This is a genomic window from Mycobacterium nebraskense, assembly GCF_002102255.1.
Taxonomy (GTDB): Bacteria; Actinomycetota; Actinomycetes; order Mycobacteriales; family Mycobacteriaceae; genus Mycobacterium; species Mycobacterium nebraskense.
On sequence record NZ_LQPH01000019.1, the window covers coordinates 40,144 to 57,240 of the forward strand.

Annotated in this window: 16 protein-coding genes; 15 read left to right on the top strand and 1 reads right to left on the bottom strand. The window is 66.3% G+C overall.

From position 1 onward, the window contains the following. Positions 1 to 4: 4 nt before the first annotated feature. A complete protein-coding gene (locus tag AWC17_RS02710) occupies positions 5 to 1,525 on the bottom strand; it encodes a CoA-acylating methylmalonate-semialdehyde dehydrogenase (protein WP_046182362.1) in 1,521 nt (506 codons plus the stop codon). 210 nt (positions 1,526 to 1,735) lie between these two features. On the opposite strand from AWC17_RS02710, the gene AWC17_RS02715 reads away from it, so the two are divergent. From AWC17_RS02715 to AWC17_RS02785, 15 genes are all read left to right on the top strand, one after another. Next, positions 1,736 to 2,962 (top strand): flavin-containing monooxygenase, encoded by a 1,227-nt coding sequence (locus AWC17_RS02715; protein ID WP_082122870.1) that lies wholly within the window; start codon positions 1,736 to 1,738, stop codon positions 2,960 to 2,962. 30 nt (positions 2,963 to 2,992) lie between these two features. Then, positions 2,993 to 4,333 (top strand): FAD-binding oxidoreductase, encoded by a 1,341-nt coding sequence (locus AWC17_RS02720; RefSeq protein ID WP_046182361.1) that lies wholly within the window; start codon positions 2,993 to 2,995, stop codon positions 4,331 to 4,333. 317 nt (positions 4,334 to 4,650) lie between these two features. Beyond that, positions 4,651 to 5,415 (top strand): hypothetical protein, encoded by a 765-nt coding sequence (locus AWC17_RS02725; protein WP_372517373.1) that lies wholly within the window; start codon positions 4,651 to 4,653, stop codon positions 5,413 to 5,415. Positions 5,416 to 5,469: 54 nt separating this feature from the next. Then, positions 5,470 to 7,227: a thiamine pyrophosphate-binding protein gene (locus AWC17_RS02730; protein ID WP_046182360.1), complete on the top strand. Its 1,758-nt coding sequence runs from the start codon at positions 5,470 to 5,472 to the stop codon at positions 7,225 to 7,227. Beyond that, positions 7,208 to 7,879, top strand: a complete 672-nt coding sequence (locus AWC17_RS02735) for a hypothetical protein (protein ID WP_046182359.1) — start codon at positions 7,208 to 7,210, stop codon at positions 7,877 to 7,879. The genes AWC17_RS02730 and AWC17_RS02735 overlap by 20 nt, the downstream gene beginning before the upstream one ends. Next, entirely contained in the window at positions 7,876 to 8,895 is a 1,020-nt protein-coding gene (locus AWC17_RS02740) for a 3-oxoacyl-ACP synthase III family protein (protein WP_046182358.1), read from the top strand. Before AWC17_RS02735 ends, AWC17_RS02740 begins: the two co-directional genes overlap by 4 nt. After that, positions 8,895 to 9,938, top strand: a complete 1,044-nt coding sequence (locus AWC17_RS02745) for a pyridoxal phosphate-dependent aminotransferase (RefSeq protein ID WP_046182357.1) — start codon at positions 8,895 to 8,897, stop codon at positions 9,936 to 9,938. Before AWC17_RS02740 ends, AWC17_RS02745 begins: the two co-directional genes overlap by 1 nt. A 306-nt stretch (positions 9,939 to 10,244) precedes the next feature. Further along, entirely contained in the window at positions 10,245 to 11,453 is a 1,209-nt protein-coding gene (locus AWC17_RS02750) for an FAD-dependent oxidoreductase (protein ID WP_046182371.1), read from the top strand. After that, entirely contained in the window at positions 11,446 to 12,549 is a 1,104-nt protein-coding gene (locus tag AWC17_RS02755; protein ID WP_046182356.1) for a methyltransferase, read from the top strand. The genes AWC17_RS02750 and AWC17_RS02755 overlap by 8 nt, the downstream gene beginning before the upstream one ends. A 42-nt stretch (positions 12,550 to 12,591) precedes the next feature. After that, positions 12,592 to 14,031 carry an NAD(P)-binding protein gene (locus tag AWC17_RS02760; protein ID WP_046182355.1) on the top strand — a complete coding sequence of 480 codons (1,440 nt, stop codon included), beginning with the start codon at positions 12,592 to 12,594 and terminating at the stop codon, positions 14,029 to 14,031. Between the two features lie 33 nt (positions 14,032 to 14,064). Next, complete coding sequence (locus tag AWC17_RS02765) at positions 14,065 to 14,613, top strand: RNA polymerase sigma factor (RefSeq protein WP_046182354.1); 549 nt, start codon at positions 14,065 to 14,067, stop codon at positions 14,611 to 14,613. Beyond that, positions 14,610 to 15,311, top strand: coding sequence for a QcrA and Rieske domain-containing protein (locus AWC17_RS02770; protein ID WP_046182353.1), 702 nt, complete (start codon positions 14,610 to 14,612; stop codon positions 15,309 to 15,311). The genes AWC17_RS02765 and AWC17_RS02770 overlap by 4 nt, the downstream gene beginning before the upstream one ends. 30 nt (positions 15,312 to 15,341) lie before the next feature. Next, the gene (locus AWC17_RS02775) at positions 15,342 to 15,734 is read left to right on the top strand and encodes a cupredoxin domain-containing protein (RefSeq protein ID WP_046182352.1); all 393 of its coding nucleotides are present in this window, start codon (positions 15,342 to 15,344) and stop codon (positions 15,732 to 15,734) included. Continuing rightward, a complete protein-coding gene (locus AWC17_RS02780) occupies positions 15,731 to 16,654 on the top strand; it encodes a metallophosphoesterase family protein (RefSeq protein WP_046182351.1) in 924 nt (307 codons plus the stop codon). The genes AWC17_RS02775 and AWC17_RS02780 overlap by 4 nt, the downstream gene beginning before the upstream one ends. After that, positions 16,651 to 17,070 carry a hypothetical protein gene (locus AWC17_RS02785; protein WP_308292909.1) on the top strand — a complete coding sequence of 140 codons (420 nt, stop codon included), beginning with the start codon at positions 16,651 to 16,653 and terminating at the stop codon, positions 17,068 to 17,070. Before AWC17_RS02780 ends, AWC17_RS02785 begins: the two co-directional genes overlap by 4 nt. Positions 17,071 to 17,097: the final 27 nt, after the last annotated feature.

Sequence of the window (17,097 nt, forward strand, 5' to 3'; positions counted from 1 at the left end):
GGCCCTAATCCATTGTGGGGATGACGAACTCGGCGCCATCTTTGATGCCGGACGGCCACCGCGACGTGACGGTCTTGACCTTGGTGTAGAACTGGATCGACGCCGGGCCGTGCTGGTTGAGGTCGCCGAAGCCGGAGCGCTTCCAGCCCCCGAACGTGTGGTAGGCCACCGGGACCGGGATCGGCACGTTCACACCGATCATGCCCACCTGCACCCGGGAGACGAAGTCGCGGGCGGCGTCGCCGTCGCGGGTGAACACCGCCACGCCGTTGCCGTACTCGTGCTCCGACGGCAACCGCAACGCCTCTTCGTAATCGTGGGCGCGCACGATGCACAGCACCGGCCCGAAGATCTCGTCGGTGTAGATCGACATGTCCGGGGTGACGTGGTCGAACAACGTTGGGCCGATGAAGAATCCGCCTTCGAGGCTGGCGTCGTCGAATGTCAGGTCGTCGCTGCCGCGTTCGCGGCCGTCGATCACGATTTCGGCACCGGCGGCCACACCCTGGTCGATGTAACCGCGCACCCGGGCCAGCGCGGCCTCGGTGACCAACGGGCCGTAGTCGGCCTTCGGGTCCAGGCTGTGCCCGACGCGCAGGTTGTTGATCCGGTCAATGAGCCTGGCGCGCAACCGTTCCGCGGTCCGCTCGCCGACTGGCACCGCGACGCTGATCGCCATGCATCGTTCGCCGGCGCTGCCGTACCCGGCGCCGATCAGCGCGTCGATGGCTTGGTCGAGGTCCGCGTCGGGCATCACGATCATGTGGTTCTTGGCGCCGCCGAAGCACTGCGACCGCTTGCCGTTGGCCGCGGCCGTCGAGTAGATGTACTGGGCGATGTCGGAGCTGCCGACGAAACCCACCGCCTGGATGTCGGGGTGTTCCAGGATCGCGTCGACCGCTTCCTTGTCGCCGTGCACCACCTGGAAGACGCCGGGCGGGAGGCCGGCCTCGAGGAAGAGTTCGGCCAGCCGCACCGGAACCGACGGGTCACGCTCGCTGGGCTTGAGGACGAACGCGTTGCCGCACGCCAGGGCCGGTCCGGCCTTCCACAGCGGGATCATGGCCGGGAAGTTGAACGGGGTGATGCCGGCGACCACGCCCAGGGGCTGGCGCAACGAGTAGACATCGATGCCCGGGCCGGCGCCCTCGGTGTACTCGCCCTTGAGTAGGTGCGGAATCCCGATGGAGAACTCGATGACCTCGATCCCGCGCTGGACGTCGCCCCGCGCGTCGGCCACCGTCTTGCCGTGCTCGAGGGACAGCAGCTCGGCGAGCTCGTCCATGTGGTCGTTGACCAGGTCGACGAAGCGCATTAGCACGCGGGCGCGCCGCTGCGGGTTCCATGCCGCCCAACCCTTCTGGGCCTCGACGGCCGAGGCCACCGCGGCGTCGATGTCGGCCTTGCCGGCCATCGGGACCTTCGCCTGCACCTCGCCGGTGCTGGGGTTGAAGACGTCGGCGGTGCGGGTGGACCGGCCGGCGGTGCGCTGCCCATCGATGAAGTGGGGGATCTGTGTGGTCATGGTGCCCTCGAGTGTCGTTGATCCGCGAATACTTGGATATCCTAGTAAATGTGGACGGGGATTCGCAAGTTGTTGAGAACCCGGGCCCACGGACCGCCGATGGTGCGGCCGTTCCGATCCGCCCTCATGAACCGCAGGCGGTTCCGGATCGTGTCAGTGCTGGGGGCCCGAGGTCCGTGGCACCCGAGTATCACGACAGGAGAAGCGCGGATGACGACGCAGACCCGGGTCCGCCCCGACGCGGTTGTCATCGGCGCGGGGCCCGCGGGTCTGGCTGTCGCACGCCAACTCGATCATCAACATGGCATCAAAGCGCTCGTCGTCGACCGCGCGGCGGCGCCGGCGATTTCGTGGCGCACGCGCTATGACAACTTCCGCCTCAACACGACAGGGTTCTTGTCGCACCTTCCCGGACAACGGATTCCCTGGACCGCGGGACGCTGGCCGACCAAGGAGGACATGGTCCGCTATTTCGATAACTACGTCGCGCGCCAGAACATCGCGATCATGCTCGGATGTGAAGTCCACCGCATCGACCGTGCCGGAGGAGTCTGGCAACTCGACACGTCGTCGGGTGAAATCCGAACCCCGGCAATCGTCCTCGCGACGGGCAACTACGGTGCACCCAGCATCCCCGCATGGCCGGGACTCAGTCAGTTCAACGGCGAGATCGTTCATTCCGGCGGCTTCACCAACGCGTGGCCCTACCGCGGCCGCGACGTCCTCGTCGTCGGTGCAGGCAATTCGGCCGCCGACATCGCTGTTCAGCTCGCTAACGACGGCGCGCGGCGGATCTGGCTTGCGGTGCGCACACCGCCGCACCTCGTGCGGCGGGCCATGGGACCGCTTCCGTCGGATATCTTTCTTGAGCTGTCCTCGAGAGTCCCCGCGCGGATGATCGATCCGCTGATCGCGCGGATGACCCGCCTGATGTGGGGCGACCTGTCGGCCTACGGCTTCCAGCGTCCGACGCTGGGGCTGAAGGCGACGGTGGAAACACGAGGCCGCATCCCGACGCTGGCCGACGAGCTCATCGACGTCGTGCGACTCGGGCGCGTCGAGGTCGTCGGCGCCGTCAAGGCCGTCGAATCCGACGGCGTGATCCTTGCCGACGGCACGTCCGTAACGCCGCAGGTGATCCTCGCCGCCACCGGGTTCGGCACGGATCTCGGCGGCTTGGTGGGACATCTCGGCGTCCTCGATGAGCACGGCAACCCGCACGGCGGCTTTGCCTCGCACGTCGGCGACGGAATGTTTGCGATCGGATACGGCATTCCGCCCAATGGCCCGCTGCGGGCGATCCGCATCAACGCGACGCCACTGGCCCGGGAGATCGCGGCCTACCTGGCGCGGATTGGTCCATCCCTCCGTGCGGAGTTTGGCTGTGCGCCCGCTGGTCTCGCAGCATCTGGGCAGCTCCTTGGCGATGCACGCTGAAATCGCGAGCGCGAAAAGCAAAGGAACACAATGATTTTACTTTCCGCAGAAAAGACCTTCTTCCGAGGCGCCGACGGGTACGAACTGGCCCGTCGGGAAACGGTATGGAACGGTCTTCTGCCGGAACGCTTTCCCGAGGTAATCGTGCAGGCGCACGACACCGACGATGTGGTTGCGGCGATCCGTTATGCGCGGACCAACGGATACCATGTCGGCGTTCGTTCGGGCGGGCACAGCTGGACCGCCAGTCACCTACGCGACGGCGGTCTGCTGCTGGACGTGAGCCGCCTCGACCACTGCACCGTCGAAACGGATCGGATGACGGCAGACGTCGGCCCGGGCAAGGTCGCCAGTGTTTTCGCGGCGGAATTGGACGCCCAAGGACTGTTCTTTCCTGCCGGCCATTGTGAAGGTATTTGCCTCGGTGGCTATCTTTTGCAGGGCGGATACGGCTGGAACAGTCCGGTGCTCGGACCGGCTTGCGAGAGCGTCCTCGGACTGCAAGTCGTCACCGCCGACGGCGAAGAGATCTACTGCGACCCCGAAAACCATCCAGACATGTATTGGGCGGCGCGCGGCGCTGGACCGGGGTTCTTCGGTGTGGTCACCGCCTTCAAACTGCGAATTCACCCACGTCCCGCGGTCTGGGGCACCTGCCTGTACATGTATCCGATCGAGGTCGCCGACGAGGTGTTCACCTGGGGACGCTCGATCGTTTCCGAGATCGACGACCGGGTCGAACTGCAGATCCACACCGCGCGCAGCTTTCCGGGAGCCGGGCTCGACCAACCTGGCATCACGATCGCCTCGCCGGTATTCGCCGACTCGGAGGACGAGGCCATGAAAGCCCTTGCCCCGCTTAGCACTTGCCCGGTCGTCGATAGAGCTATCGTCAACCTTCCCTACGCCCCGACAACTTTGGCCAATTGGTACACCGCCGTGATGACCAGCTACCCGAAGGGTTACCGCTACATCGCCGACAACATGTTCACGTCGGCTTCCGCCGAAGAACTACTGCCGGGAATCCGCAAAATCATCGAAACCATGCCACCGCACCCCTCACACTTCATTTTCACGGGCTGGAACACGTCCCCGGAGCGCGCGGACATGGTGTACGGCTTGGAAGACGAGATCTACATGGCGCTCTACACCATCTGGCAGGACCCGGCCGACGATGACCGGTACCGCGACTGGGCCGCGTCCAACATGGCAGCGATGTCGCACTTGGCGACCGGCAGCTCGCTCGCCGACGAGAATCTGTGCCGGCGTCCGGCGCGGTTCATCACCGAATCGAACATGGCGCGCCTCGACAAGGTGCGCTCGGCCTACGACCTGGATGGTCGATTCCATAGCTGGATGAGCGGCGTCTGAGGCCTACCCAACTAACAGTGGTCGGTGTGCCACGTGTGAACCAAACAGGGCCCCCGATCGTTTCACCAGCAAGGAGGTGAATGGAGTGCCTATTCCAGCCAGATCGGGGGGACGGAAGTCCCGGCACGGGCCCGGCCGTTCACCGTCGTCCGCAACATAAATCATTTTCCAGAGCCGCACCGAACGGGCTGCAAGCAAGTCAGCCCCGCATTGCCGGCCTATCGCCGATGCTACCGGCCATCCGAACGCCCGCCGGCTACGAATACCTAAGCGGAATACCCTACGCGCCAAAACTTTCCCAGGAGGGAACTTACACGATGATGCCGCAATGGCGGCCCGGGACGCCGATCGGCGGTGACTCATCCGGGCATGACGAGTACGCGATGTGGGATGCCGCATACGTGCTGGGATCACTGTCGTCCGTCGAACGGCGGGAATTCGAATCACACCTGGCCGACTGCCTGTTGTGTCGTAACGCCGTTGGCGAGCTCAACGGCATGCCGGCCCTGCTGTCGCAACTGGACCGCTACGAGATCGCGCCGATCGACCAGACCGACATCCGGGCCGCGACACCGTCACCGTCTAATGCCTTGCTGCCGTCACTGCTGGCCAAGGTGAGCTGGCGGCGGCGCCAGCAACGCATCGTGGGTTGGACGGCCGGGACCGTCGCCGCCACGGTGCTGGCGGTCGGTGTGTTCGTCGGCCTTGCGGGTCAATCCTCGACATCCGAGCCGATGCCGCCGCAGGCGAGCGTGTCGGTTCAGCCCATGGTGCAGGTCGGGACGGACAAGCTGGCCTCGACGGTCTCGCTCGTCAGCCAGCGGTGGGGAACCTCAATCTCGATGAACTGTGTCTGTCTGGCCCCGCTGAACGCTCATCACGACGCGTTAGCGATGGTCGTGGTAGGTCGCGACGGCAGCCACACGCGGTTGGCAACCTGGGTGGCGAATCCGGGCCATACGGCATCGCCCGCTGGCAGTAGTTCTACACGTGTCGATCAAATCGCCTCTGTGCAAGTGGTTTCCGCTGACGACGGCCAAGTTCTCCTGGAGCGTTCACTGGGAGTTGTCGAACCCCGGTGAACTGAAGTCACTCGCGCCTCGTGTTACTGGCAGCTACACGAGTTAGGTGAGCAGATGCCCAGGCAACACAGAGTGGTCGACCATATCGTCGAGCACCTCGCGAGGATCGGCGGCGATTACATATTCGGTGTCGACGGCGCCAACATCGAAGATCTTTACGATGCAGCGCATTTCAGTTCGGACATCACCGCGGTGTTGGCCAAGCACGAGTTTTCTGCGGCCACGATGGCCGACGGGTACAGCCGCGCCGGCGCCGGTTTGGGGGTGGTGGCGGCGACGTCGGGCGGAGGTGCACTCAATCTCATTCCGGGACTTGGCGAATCATTGGCCAGCAGGGTGCCGGTGTTGGCATTGGTGGGTCAGCCGGCGACCACGATGGACGGTCGGGGCAGCTTTCAAGACACCAGTGGCCGCAACGGATCGATGAATGCCGAGGCGTTATTTTCGGCGGTGTCGGTCTTTTGCCGGCGGGTCCTGACGCCCGCCGACATCGTTTCGGCGTTGCCGAGCGCTATAGCGGCAGCGCGAACCGGGGGCCCGGCGGTTTTGTTACTACCCAAGGATATTCAGCAAGCGAAGATCGGCATCAACGGGTACGGCGGTAATGACCGGCATGGCTTCGCGCGCCCGGGGCGAAGGATCGGGGATCCGCACGCGATCGTGCGCGCCCTGCGCCGAGCGACTGGACCCGTCACAATCATCGCCGGCGAGCAGGTCGCGCGTGATGACGCCCGAGCCGAACTCGAGGAGCTGCGGGCCCTGCTGCGCGCACGGGTGGCGTGTGTGCCCGACGCCAAAGATGTTGCCGGCACACCGGGTTCCGGTTCGTCGTCGGCGCTCGGTGTGACCGGTGTGATGGGCCATCCCGGCGTGGCCGACGCGGTGACGGCTTGCGCCGTGTGCCTGGTCGTCGGCACCCGACTGTCGGTGACCGCCCGCACCGGCCTCGACGACGCGCTTGCGGCGGTGCGGACGATCTCCATCGGCTCGGCAGCGCCGTACCTGCCGTGCACGCATGTGCACACCGAAGATTTGCGAGGGTCGCTCCGGCAGCTGACCCGGGCGTTGTCCGGGCCGGGTCGGCCGAGGGGGCTACGCGTGCCCGATTTCGTCGCAGGCACTGAACTCAGCCCACCCCCCTTCGCCGGCGCGGGTGTGCGCTACCGCGATGCCATGGTCGTGCTCGATCGCTTGTTGCCGGACGGAACCGACATCGTCGTCGATGCCGGCAACACCGGAGCGGCCGCGATCCATCACCTGCCCGTTCGCCGGGGCGGTCGGTTCGCGGTCGCACTCGGGATGGGCGGCATGGGCTATAGCTTCGGTGCCGGTATCGGGATGGCCTTCGGGCGTGCCAACAGCGGACGCAGTCGCGGTCGCACCGTGGTGATCGCCGGGGACGGTGCATTCTTCATGCACGGCATGGAGGTGCACACCGCGGTGCAGTACCGGCTTCCGATGACTTTCGTGTTGTTCAACAACAACGCCCACGCCATGTGCGTCACGCGCGAGCAGCTGTTCTACGACGACCTGTACAGCTACAACCGGTTCGCTCCCAGCCGGCTGGCGGCCGGGCTGGCGAGCATGTTCCCCGGGCTGTCTTCGGTCGACGTGGCCGACATCGCCGCACTGCCCGCAGCCCTGGAACGGGCGCTGGGCGTCGACGGTCCGTCCGTGGTCAGCGTCGAGTGCGCCGCCGACGAAATCCCGCCATTTGCGGCATTCCTGAACAGAAAACCCACCAACCATGTTGTCGAACAACAGATCACAACGCAGAAGGAGAACCGATCCCATGTCCGTAGCAGCGCTTGACGATATCGCCGTCCACAGCGGCACCACCGAACCGATCGAGGGAGTGGTCCGTATCGAGACCTCACCGCTCGAGGAGACCGCCCCGATGTTCATGGCGAAGATGCGGTCGGTGTACCCCCACGACGAGGTCTTCGGCCAGTACTGCACGGTCAACGACTACGTCGACTGCCCGCCCGACGAGCTGTTCGAGTACCTGGCCGACACGCGCAGCCTCGAGGAGTGGACCTATACCCTGCGTGACTTCACCCCGACTGAGGAGCCCGGGCTGTGGCTGGCCTACGACCGGTTGCTTCCGGACACCAAGATCTACACGCGCACGGTGGCCAACGCGCAGGCCCGCACCGTCGACTACCACTGCGCCTGGGACCAGGGCGAGCACCTGTGGATGATCTACCTGATGCGGGTCTTCGACGCGCAGGTGGTGCTCGGCAAGCCCGGTTCCGTTGTGCTGTGGACCAATTGCCGCCACCCGTTCTACGACCACAACCCGTATCCCGAGGCCGCCCCGCCGGAGCGCACGGGCTGGGTGGGTGACTTCTGGGACATATTCGGTGCCGGCCATGGGCTGGAACTGAACAACCTCAAGTCAATCGCCGAATACCGGCACCGTAACGGGCTGCCCGTCACGCCGGCCTGGATGAGTACGTCATGAAACAACCCAGCGTCAGCCTGACCGACGTTTCGACCTATCTGCCCGGCGAACCCATCGGCGCCGACTACTACGCGCGGTTCGCAGGTTCGGACGACCTGGCGGCCAACCTGATGTTCCGCGCGCCGAAGTTCCGCCATCACGTCGGGCCGGACGAAACCGCGACCGACATGATCGAGCGAGCCGCACAGGGCCTGATCGAACGGCACGGCCAGGACGTCATCGCCAACGTCGACGTGCTGATCACCCACGCCCAGATGCCCGACATGCCGTTCTACGGCGGGGGCGGCGGCATCGCGCACCGGTTGGGCATGCGCCCCAACTGGGTGCTGGATCTGCACAACGGCGGCTGCGCCGCGTTCGTGCTGGGTCTCAAAGTGGCCCGCCAGCTGCTCGCGTCCGGGCAGGGGAGTACCGCGCTCATCGCGATCGCCCAGAACGCCGCCGGCCAGGTCTTCGACCAGCCCGGGGTGCGCCGCAAGGCGCAGGCCTCGGTTCCGGGTGACGGCGCCGCCGTCGGATTGGTGACGCTGTCGGATCGATCACCGATCCTCGACATCGAGTGCCGCACCTACGGCGAATACGCCGGCGACATGACGCTCGCGATCGACCCGCCCCGCAAGTGGTGGCAGCCCGGCCCCGGTGAGGCTTCCATCGGGTTCACCGAAACCAAGATCACCAAGGTGCTCGCGCGGGGCAATCGGCAGGTTCCCGAGGTGGCGCTCGCGGTCTGTGACCGGATCAACCTGGACTCCAAGGACATCGACCTGCTGGTCACCAATCAGCCAAACCGGGTGTTCCTGCGCAACTGGCGCGAAGCGCTCGACGTGCCGTGCGCGCGCCATCGTGACACCTTTGACGAGTGCGGCAACCTGTTCGGTGCCGGCATCCCGATCAACCTGGATCATGCGATATCAGACGGTCAGGTTACGGCCGGCGACGTCGTGATGATGGCCGCCTTCGCGCACGCAGGCGACTTTGCGGGCGCGGCGGCGATCCGCTGGGGCGGACGAAGCTGATGCAAGCCCTGCCGGAGCTGAGCCCCCTGACCGCGGAGATCCTCGATGCGCTGCCGAATGCGAACGATCCATTCGCGTTGTCGCTCAACGAGAATCCGTTTCCGCCGCTGCCCGCCGTGCGCTCGGCACTGATCCGCTCGATCGACGTCGCCAACCGGTATCCGGAGTTCCTGCCCGAACGGTTGCGCCGCTTGATCGCCGGTCATATCGGGGTCTGCGACGAGCAAGTGGTCTTGGGATCGGGTGCCAGCGGGGTGGCGATGCAGGTCCTGCATGCGGTGACGCGCCCCGGTGATCGGATCGTGCTCAGCGAGCCGACTTTCGACGGGTATCCGATCTTCGCCCGGATGGGCCGGCTCACATCGGTGACCGTTCCGCTCGACAGGCGCGGCCACCACGACCTGGAGGCGATGGCCGACGCGGCGGCGGACGCAAGCGTCGTCGTCTTGTGTCGGCCCCACAACCCGACCGGCACCGTCGAACCCGTCGCTGATGTGCAGCGATTCCTGCAGCGGGTGCCCGATCACACGGTCGTGTTGCTCGACGAGGCCTATATCGAGTTTGCCGCCCCCCAGCACCGCGTCGACGGGCCCGACCTAGTCCGGCGATTTCCGAATCTCGTTATTTTGCGGACGTTCTCGAAGGCCTATGGGTTGGCCGGACTTCGCATCGGGTACGGGTTCTCCTCACCAGAATTGTCCACGACGCTGTGGGGGATGCAATTGCCCTTCGGTATGGGCATTACCAGCCTGGTCGCGGTGGCGGCGTGCTACGACGCCGAAGACCAATTACGGCAACGCATTCTGCGAATCAACGGTGAGCGCGACTACCTGTGTCGGCGCCTTCGGGCAAAGGGCGTATACACCACCGACGGGCATGCCAACTTCGTGTACCTGCCAGCTGTCGGGCGAGGATGGCGAGAGGTTTTCGGCGACAGCGGGCTGAAAGCCCGCCACTACCCTGACGGCGCCGCTCGGATCACGGTCGGAAGTCGCGTGTCCACCCAAGCGGTGCTGGCCGCCGTGGCCAAGTCGCAAGGCTGACCCAAGGCGCGTGCCATGGCATTTCAACGAGCGACGCAGCAACGACGGGAACCACGATGGGCATTGTCGGCGCCCAGGGTGAACTTCCTGTCGCGGCCCCTCGTGTTAGCAGTAGGAGGTGTTGAAGATGAATCCTATGCTGACGCTTTGCTTTTCAGTGGTGATGACGGTCGCAGGAGTCGGCCTGACGCAGCTGCAGGCGCGACTCGAGCGATGGGCCTACGAACGGCACGCAGAGGACTGAAGTTGGGTCATTTTGCGAAGCTGAGGCCGGTGCTCGACGGGACGTCGACCCGGCCCCTTCGGATTCTCGTTGTCGGCGCCGGTGTGGGCGGCATTTCCATCGCCCGCGGATTATTACGTGATGGGCATGACGTCACCGTCTTCGAACGTCGGCCGGATGTACGGGCAGGCGGCGGTGCCGTAACCATCTGGTCCAATGGCTCGACCGTTCTGGGGCAGCTGGGGGTCGATATGGATGGTGCGGGTCAGTCGCTGTCCACCCTGCAGGTCGTGACAGCCACGGGCCGCCCGGTCACCACCGTGGATTTGGCTGCGATCGTGGACCGGCTGGGAGCACCAGTTCGGATGGTGCCACGGCGGGTCCTGCTGGAACGGCTGCTCGAAGGCTTTCCGTCCGAACGTATCCGGTGCAATGCCCGTGCGACCGGGGTCGTCGACACGGAAGACGGAGTTTCGCTCGAGTTTGAAGACGGCAGGTCTGCCGAAGGAGATCTGCTGATCGGTGCCGACGGTCTGCATTCGATGGTGCGAGGCATCGTCGGCGCGCAGCCGGCCGAGCCGACCGGCTGGTGCAGCTGGCAGGGACTGGTCACCCTTCCCCACGTCACCGACAAGCATGTCGCACAGATGATTATCGGCGAGCACGGCAGCATCGGCCTGTGGCCCACGGGAGGCTCGGACGTGCAGTGGTGGTTCGACTTGCCGTGGTCGCCCGACTTCGTCAGGCCGGGTTGCCCGATCGACATGATCCGGTCCCACTTCGAAGGCTGGTCCGACTCGGCCGATCGAGTACTCGCGACTTTGACCGACGAGGATCTGGCCCGTTCGCCGTTTCCGCATTTTCGGCATCCGATCCCCCGCTCGGGCCGAGGCGCGATCACGTTGCTCGGCGATGCCGCACACACGATGCCGCCCACGCTTGCGCAGGGGACCAATCAGGCGCTGCTCGACACGATGGTGTTGTGCAAGGCGATTTCGGATTTCGCAACGGGTGCCGATGGCATGCGCCGGGGGCACCGTGACCTCACGAGCGCGCTGCGCTGGTACGAGGACACCAGGCGACGCAAGGTCAAGGCCGTGTCCTGGTTGACCACGCAGCAAGTGTCCCGCAGCGAGACCGCACTGCGGCCGGCGGCGATGATCTCGGGCAGGTTCATGACCTGGGCATTGACAACGTTTCTGCGTTCGGTGAGTCACCGCAGGATGTCCGCGGAGATCAGCCGAGACCTCCGGGCCGCGACGACCACCCATCTCGTCGATGCCAATGACTAAACCGTTATCGGCGACCACCAAGTCGCCACCCGCTAAGCTGGCCCGCGCTGTCGAGTGGATGCGCCACTACCTGTATCGGTTGCACCAGCGGCTGACCCCCGCACCCGCGGCGATGATGGAGATGATCGTGGCCACCTGGACGTCGCAGGCGATCACCGTGGCGGCCCAACTCGGTGTCGCGGATGCCTTGACCGGCGGCCCGCTGCCAATCGAGGAGCTGGCCGCGCAGGTGGGCGCGGACGCCGACGCGCTACGCCGCCTGCTGCGGGCCCTGATCGGCAAGGGCATCTTCCGCCGTCGCCACGACGGGCGCTATGAGCTGAATTCCCTTGCCGGCACGCTGCGTTCGGATGCGCCGATCTCGATGACTTGGGCGGCACAGTTCTACGGCTTGGCCGAACAGCGCGAGCGCTGGACTCTGATGGCGGACTCGATCCGAACCGGGCGTTCGGTCGTCCCGGCATTGCGCGGCAAGGAGAGCTTCGACTACTTCGCCGGGCAGCCCGAGCTCGCCGAACTCTTCGACCAGACGATGACGAGCGTTTCGCAGCTCACGGACGGGCCGGTGGTCACCGGCTACGACTTCGGGGCCTACGCCACAATCGTCGACGTGGGCGGCGGACACGGTCCATTGCTGGCCGCTATCCTGGCGGGGGCGCCGGCTTCGCGGGGCGTGCTTTACGACCTGCCGCGGGTGGTCGCGAACGCCCCAACCCTGTTCCGCGAGCACAACGTTGCCGACCGGGTGCGTATCGCGGAGGGGTCATTTTTCGACAGCGTTCCCGACGGCGGTGATGCCTACATCCTCAAGAACATCATCCACGACTGGCCCGACGAATTGGCGGTGCAGATCCTGCGTAACGTTCACCGGGCAGCCGGTCCCGCAGCCACGGTGTTGCTGGTCGAATTGGTCATCCCCGACCACGATCGTGACTTCCCGGGCAAATGGGTGGACTTGGAGATGCTGCTCAATTTGGGGGCCCGCGAACGCACTGCCGCCGAATACCGAGACCTGCTCAGCCAAGCCGGATTCCAGCTGACACGGGTGGTGCAAACCGCCTCGCCCCTCAGCGTGATCGAGGCCCGAGCGGCGTAACCGTCACCAGCGCTGCGCCGGCCGGGTTAACCTTTATCCCGTATGCACACCATCGAGGCGGACTACCTGGTGGTCGGCGCGGGCGCCATGGGCATGGCGTTCGTCGACACGCTGGTGTCCGAAACGGACGCGCGCGTGGTGCTGGTGGACCGCTACCACCAGCCGGGCGGGCACTGGACCATGGCCTACCCGTTCGTCCGGCTGCATCAGCCCTCGGCGTTCTACGGCGTCAACTCGCTGAAACTCGGCGCCGACTCGATCGACCAAATTGGTTGGAACCAAGGGCTTTACGAGTTGGCCACCGCCGGGGAGGTGTGCGCCTACTACGACCACGTGATGCGCCGGCAGCTGTTGGCGAGCGGCCGGGTCTCCTACTTCCCGATGAGCGAATACCGTGGCCAGGAGGACGGTAAAGGCCGCTTCAGCACGCTCGCCGGCGCCGACTACGCCGTCAGCGTGTCGCGCCGCATCGTCGACGCCACCTACATGCACGTCACCGTGCCGGCGATGCGCCCGCCGCCGTACGCGGTCGCCCCCGGCATCGGCTGCGTGCCGCCCAACGACCTGCCAACCCTGGGCGCACACGAGCGCTACGTGATCGTCGGGGCCGGCAAGACCGGCATCGACACCTGCCTGTGGCTGCTGGGCCAGGGCATCGCGCCGGACCGGCTGACGTGGATCATGCCCCGCGACTCCTGGCTGCTGGATCGCGCGGCGATGCAGCCCGGGTCGTTTTTCGCCGACCGGATCAAAACCAGCTTCATCGCGCAGCTGCGCGCCATCAGTGACGCCACGTCGGTCGAGGACCTGTTCTCGCGGCTCGAGGAATCCGGCAATCTGTTGCGGATAGATCCGGCGGTGCGACCGACCATGTACCGCTGCGCGACCGTCACCCGCGCCGAATTGGAGCAGCTGCGACGCATCGGCGACGTAGTGCGAATGGGCCACCTGCTGCGCATCGACGCGGACCGGATGGTCCTCGACGGCGGCACGGTGGCATCCGACGGCGACGCGCTGTACATCGACTGCACCGCCGACGGCGCCGAAAAGCGTCCGGCCGCAATCATTTTCGATGAAAGCCAGATCACGCTGCAAAGCGTGCGCGGATGCCAGCAGATCTTCAGCGCCGCGCTGATCGCCCACGTCGAAGCCGCCTACCACGACGACGCGGTGAGAAACGGGCTGTGCGTGCCGTTGCCGCACCCCGACACCGACCTGGACTGGCTGCGGCTGGCGCTGGCCGACTACGCCAATCAGCTGCGCTGGCTCGACGACCCGGACCTGACCGCCTGGATGTCCGCGGCGCGCCTGGACCTGTTCGGTCACCTGATCGGCCACCTGCTGCCGCCGGCGTCGGCGAAGCCCCGGGTCCGCGACCGGATACTTGGCATCGCCAAGTCGGTGTTCTCGGCCACCGCCACCAAACTCGGCGAGCTGCTCAGTGAACAAACCTCGCCTGCCGCACCGTCATACCCGGTGTAACCCGACTCGATATTCATCGGGTGGAGGAGGCACGTGGCGGCACGAAACGAACCCGTCAAACGGCCGCTGCGGGCGGTGCCCGATGGTGGCTTTGACGCCGGCTATCCCGACTGGGAAGCCGTCTACCAGGACAACGCGTCCTGGGTATACCGCACGCTGTTTGCCCGGGTCGGCAACCGGGCCGACGCCGAGGACCTCACCGCCGAGGTCTTCCTCGCCGCGCTGCGGCCGCTGCGGCTGACTGCGAGCGTCGGGGAGGTGCGCGCATACCTGCGGGTGACCGCGCGAACGGTGCTGGCCGCGCATTGGCGGGAGACCCTGGGCCGGGAGATAACCTCGATCGACGACATCGAACAACCACCGGAGAGCGAGGAAGCGATCAGCACCGCGCCGCAGCGTGTCGCCCGGGTTCTCGACAACCTGCCGGACCGGTACCGGCAGATCCTGGAATTGCGTTTCCTGCAAGGGCATTCGATCAAGGACTCCGCCGCGGAACTCGGAGTCAGCGTCGCCAACGCCAAGGTGCTCCAGCATCGCGCGCTGCGACTGGCGGCGCAGGTCAACGATGGGGGCCCACCATGAACGCGCGAGGGTTACGCCGATACGTCGACGACCTGTTGCGGGGCCGGCGGCCCAGGCCGTTTGCTCCCGACGACTTCGAGGCGGCGCAGCTGCGCACCGCGATCGAATTGCGCGCGGCCGGACGCAGGGGCGATGCCCCGCGGCCGGAATTCCTCGACGATCTGCATCGTCGCCTCGCCGAGCAGATGTCCGACGCGCGAGGAGAGGCGGCGCCGAAGCACAGCAGCACCCGCCGGCAGATCATCGTGGGCACATCGGCCGCCGCGGCCGCCGCGGTCACCGCGGTGTCCGTCGACCGAGCCGTCATCACGGGTCAACCGGGCGGGGTCCCCGCCGCCGACAATGCGCCGCTCACGCCCAACGCCGGGGCCTGGCAGCGGGTGGGGGCCAGCTCGGACGTTCCGGACGGCATCATGCATCCCTTCGACCTCGGTTCGATCAGCGGGTTCGTCCGCCGCGTCGACGGCAAGCCGCAGGCCGTATCCGGGGTGTGCACCCACCAAGGGTGCCGGCTCTGGTTCGACGCGCCCGACGACACGCTGCGCTGCCCGTGCCACTCGACGTCGTTTGCGCCCAGCGGGCAGGTGCTCACCCATCAACTGCCGATCGCCCCGAAACCGTTGCCGGCCTTGTTGGTTCGTGAGGTCGACGGCGTCATCGAGGTGTTCGCGCCCGCGCGACCCGACCAGCCCGCCTGAGCGGTGTAACTCCCCGCCCTATTCCTGGGCATGATGCTTCGAAAACACTCGGCGGTCGCGCTGGCCGCCACCGCGCTGCTGGCTGGTTGCTCGGCCTCACGGCCGGCCACCGGCTCGACCACCGGCATGTCGATGACCTCCATGTCGGCGGCGGCGCCGGCGGCCCCGGTCAGCGGCAACCAGGTCAACATCGACGGCTTCGCGTTCGCGCCCGCCACGTTGACGGTCGCCGTAGGCACCACGGTCACGTGGACCAACCGCGATGAAGAGCCGCACACGGTGGCCGCGAGCGATGGGTCGTTCCACTCGCCCGGGATGGGGACCGGAGCCACCTTCACCCACACCTTCACCGACACCGGGACTTTCGACTACGTCTGCTCGATCCACCCGATGATGCGCGGGACCGTGGTGGTGACCCGATGAACCCGGACACCATGAGCCGCCGCCAGCTGATGCGGCATACAGCGTGGTTCGGGGCGGCGGTCGGGTTCGCCGTGGTCGGGGGCGAGGTGATCTCGCATGTCGCCGGCGCGGCGGCGGCCGAGCACACGCACGCCCGGCCCACCCTGCGGTTCGCGCAGGTCAGCGACAGCCACATCGGCTTCACCGGGGCGCCCAACCCGGACGTCGCCGGCACGTTCGGCCACGCCATCGACCAGGTCAACAACCTCGGCTACACACCGGATTTCGTCGTTCACACCGGCGACCTCACGCACCTGTCCAGCCCCGCGCAGTTCGACCAGGTGAAGCAGATGATGAGCGCCTTGAAGACGCCTCATGTGTTCACCGTCCCCGGGGAGCACGACTCGGTCGACGACGCGGGGCAGAAGTACCGAAACGCCTTCGGCGCGGGGTCCGTTGGTGATGGCTGGTACAGCTTCGACATCGCAGGCGTTCACGTGATCGCACTGGTCAACACCTTGAACCTGCGCAAGCTCGGGCATCTGGGTGCCGACCAGCTGGAGTTCGTCGAGAAGGACGTCGCGCGGCTGTCGAGCGACACCCCGATCATCGTGTTCAGCCACATCCCGCTGTTCGCGATGTACCCCGACTGGGGCTGGGGCACCGACGACGCGACCCAGGCACTCAGCTACCTGCGCCGCTTCTCGTCGGTCACCTGCCTCAACGGGCATGTGCACCAATTGTTTTCCAAGACGGAGGGCAACGTGACGTTCTACAGCGGGACGACGACCGCGTATCCACTGCCGCGGCCCGGTGACGGGCCGGCGCCCAAGCCGGTCACCCTGCCGGCCGGAAAGCTTCGCGACGCGCTCGGCATCCGCGAGGTGAGTTACACCAAGGGCGAGACCGCCCTGGCGTTGAAAGAGCAGGCGCTGCAATGACTATCATGGGACTCGCGATCCGCATCGGTTTCGCCGCGTCGTTGGTGGTGAGCGGCGCCAGCCACGCCTACCTGTACGTCCATGGCTACCGGCACATCCCGGACATCGGCGCCGCTTTCCTGGTCCAGGCCAGCGTGTCGTTCGCCATCGCGCTGCTGGTTCTGCTCGGCGGACCCGCATGGCTGCGCTGGGCCGGCGCGGGCCTGGCGGGTGGCTCGCTGGTGGCGTTCGCGTTGTCGAGAACCGTTGGGCTGAACGGCTTTTTGGAGCGAGGCTGGGAACCCGCGCCGCACGCGGCGCTGACTGTGGGCGCGGAAGCGCTGACGGTGCTGCTGTGGGGGTTGTCGGTGCGGTGGCGGCCCCCGGCTAGGGCGTGTCTGCTTAATGTGAGTGGTGTTGTGCCTGATGCTGATTAGATGATTCGTACAGGTGTGATTTCCGAT

Excerpts from the sequence above, each read along its gene's own strand:
- AWC17_RS02725 (WP_372517373.1), top strand. The coding sequence starts at position 4,651 with ATGATGCCGCAATGGCGGCCCGGGACGCCGATCGGCGGTGACTCATCC.
- AWC17_RS02740 (WP_046182358.1), top strand. The coding sequence starts at position 7,876 with ATGAAACAACCCAGCGTCAGCCTGACCGACGTTTCGACCTATCTGCCC.
- AWC17_RS02715 (WP_082122870.1), top strand. The coding sequence starts at position 1,736 with ATGACGACGCAGACCCGGGTCCGCCCCGACGCGGTTGTCATCGGCGCG.
- AWC17_RS02775 (WP_046182352.1), top strand. The coding sequence starts at position 15,342 with ATGATGCTTCGAAAACACTCGGCGGTCGCGCTGGCCGCCACCGCGCTG.
- AWC17_RS02780 (WP_046182351.1), top strand. The coding sequence starts at position 15,731 with ATGAACCCGGACACCATGAGCCGCCGCCAGCTGATGCGGCATACAGCG.
- AWC17_RS02755 (WP_046182356.1), top strand. The coding sequence starts at position 11,446 with ATGACTAAACCGTTATCGGCGACCACCAAGTCGCCACCCGCTAAGCTG.
- AWC17_RS02760 (WP_046182355.1), top strand. The coding sequence starts at position 12,592 with ATGCACACCATCGAGGCGGACTACCTGGTGGTCGGCGCGGGCGCCATG.
- AWC17_RS02735 (WP_046182359.1), top strand. The coding sequence starts at position 7,208 with ATGTCCGTAGCAGCGCTTGACGATATCGCCGTCCACAGCGGCACCACC.
- AWC17_RS02770 (WP_046182353.1), top strand. The coding sequence starts at position 14,610 with ATGAACGCGCGAGGGTTACGCCGATACGTCGACGACCTGTTGCGGGGC.
- AWC17_RS02730 (WP_046182360.1), top strand. The coding sequence starts at position 5,470 with ATGCCCAGGCAACACAGAGTGGTCGACCATATCGTCGAGCACCTCGCG.
- AWC17_RS02710 (WP_046182362.1), bottom strand. The coding sequence starts at position 1,525 with ATGACCACACAGATCCCCCACTTCATCGATGGGCAGCGCACCGCCGGC.
- AWC17_RS02785 (WP_308292909.1), top strand. The coding sequence starts at position 16,651 with ATGACTATCATGGGACTCGCGATCCGCATCGGTTTCGCCGCGTCGTTG.
- AWC17_RS02745 (WP_046182357.1), top strand. The coding sequence starts at position 8,895 with ATGCAAGCCCTGCCGGAGCTGAGCCCCCTGACCGCGGAGATCCTCGAT.
- AWC17_RS02720 (WP_046182361.1), top strand. The coding sequence starts at position 2,993 with ATGATTTTACTTTCCGCAGAAAAGACCTTCTTCCGAGGCGCCGACGGG.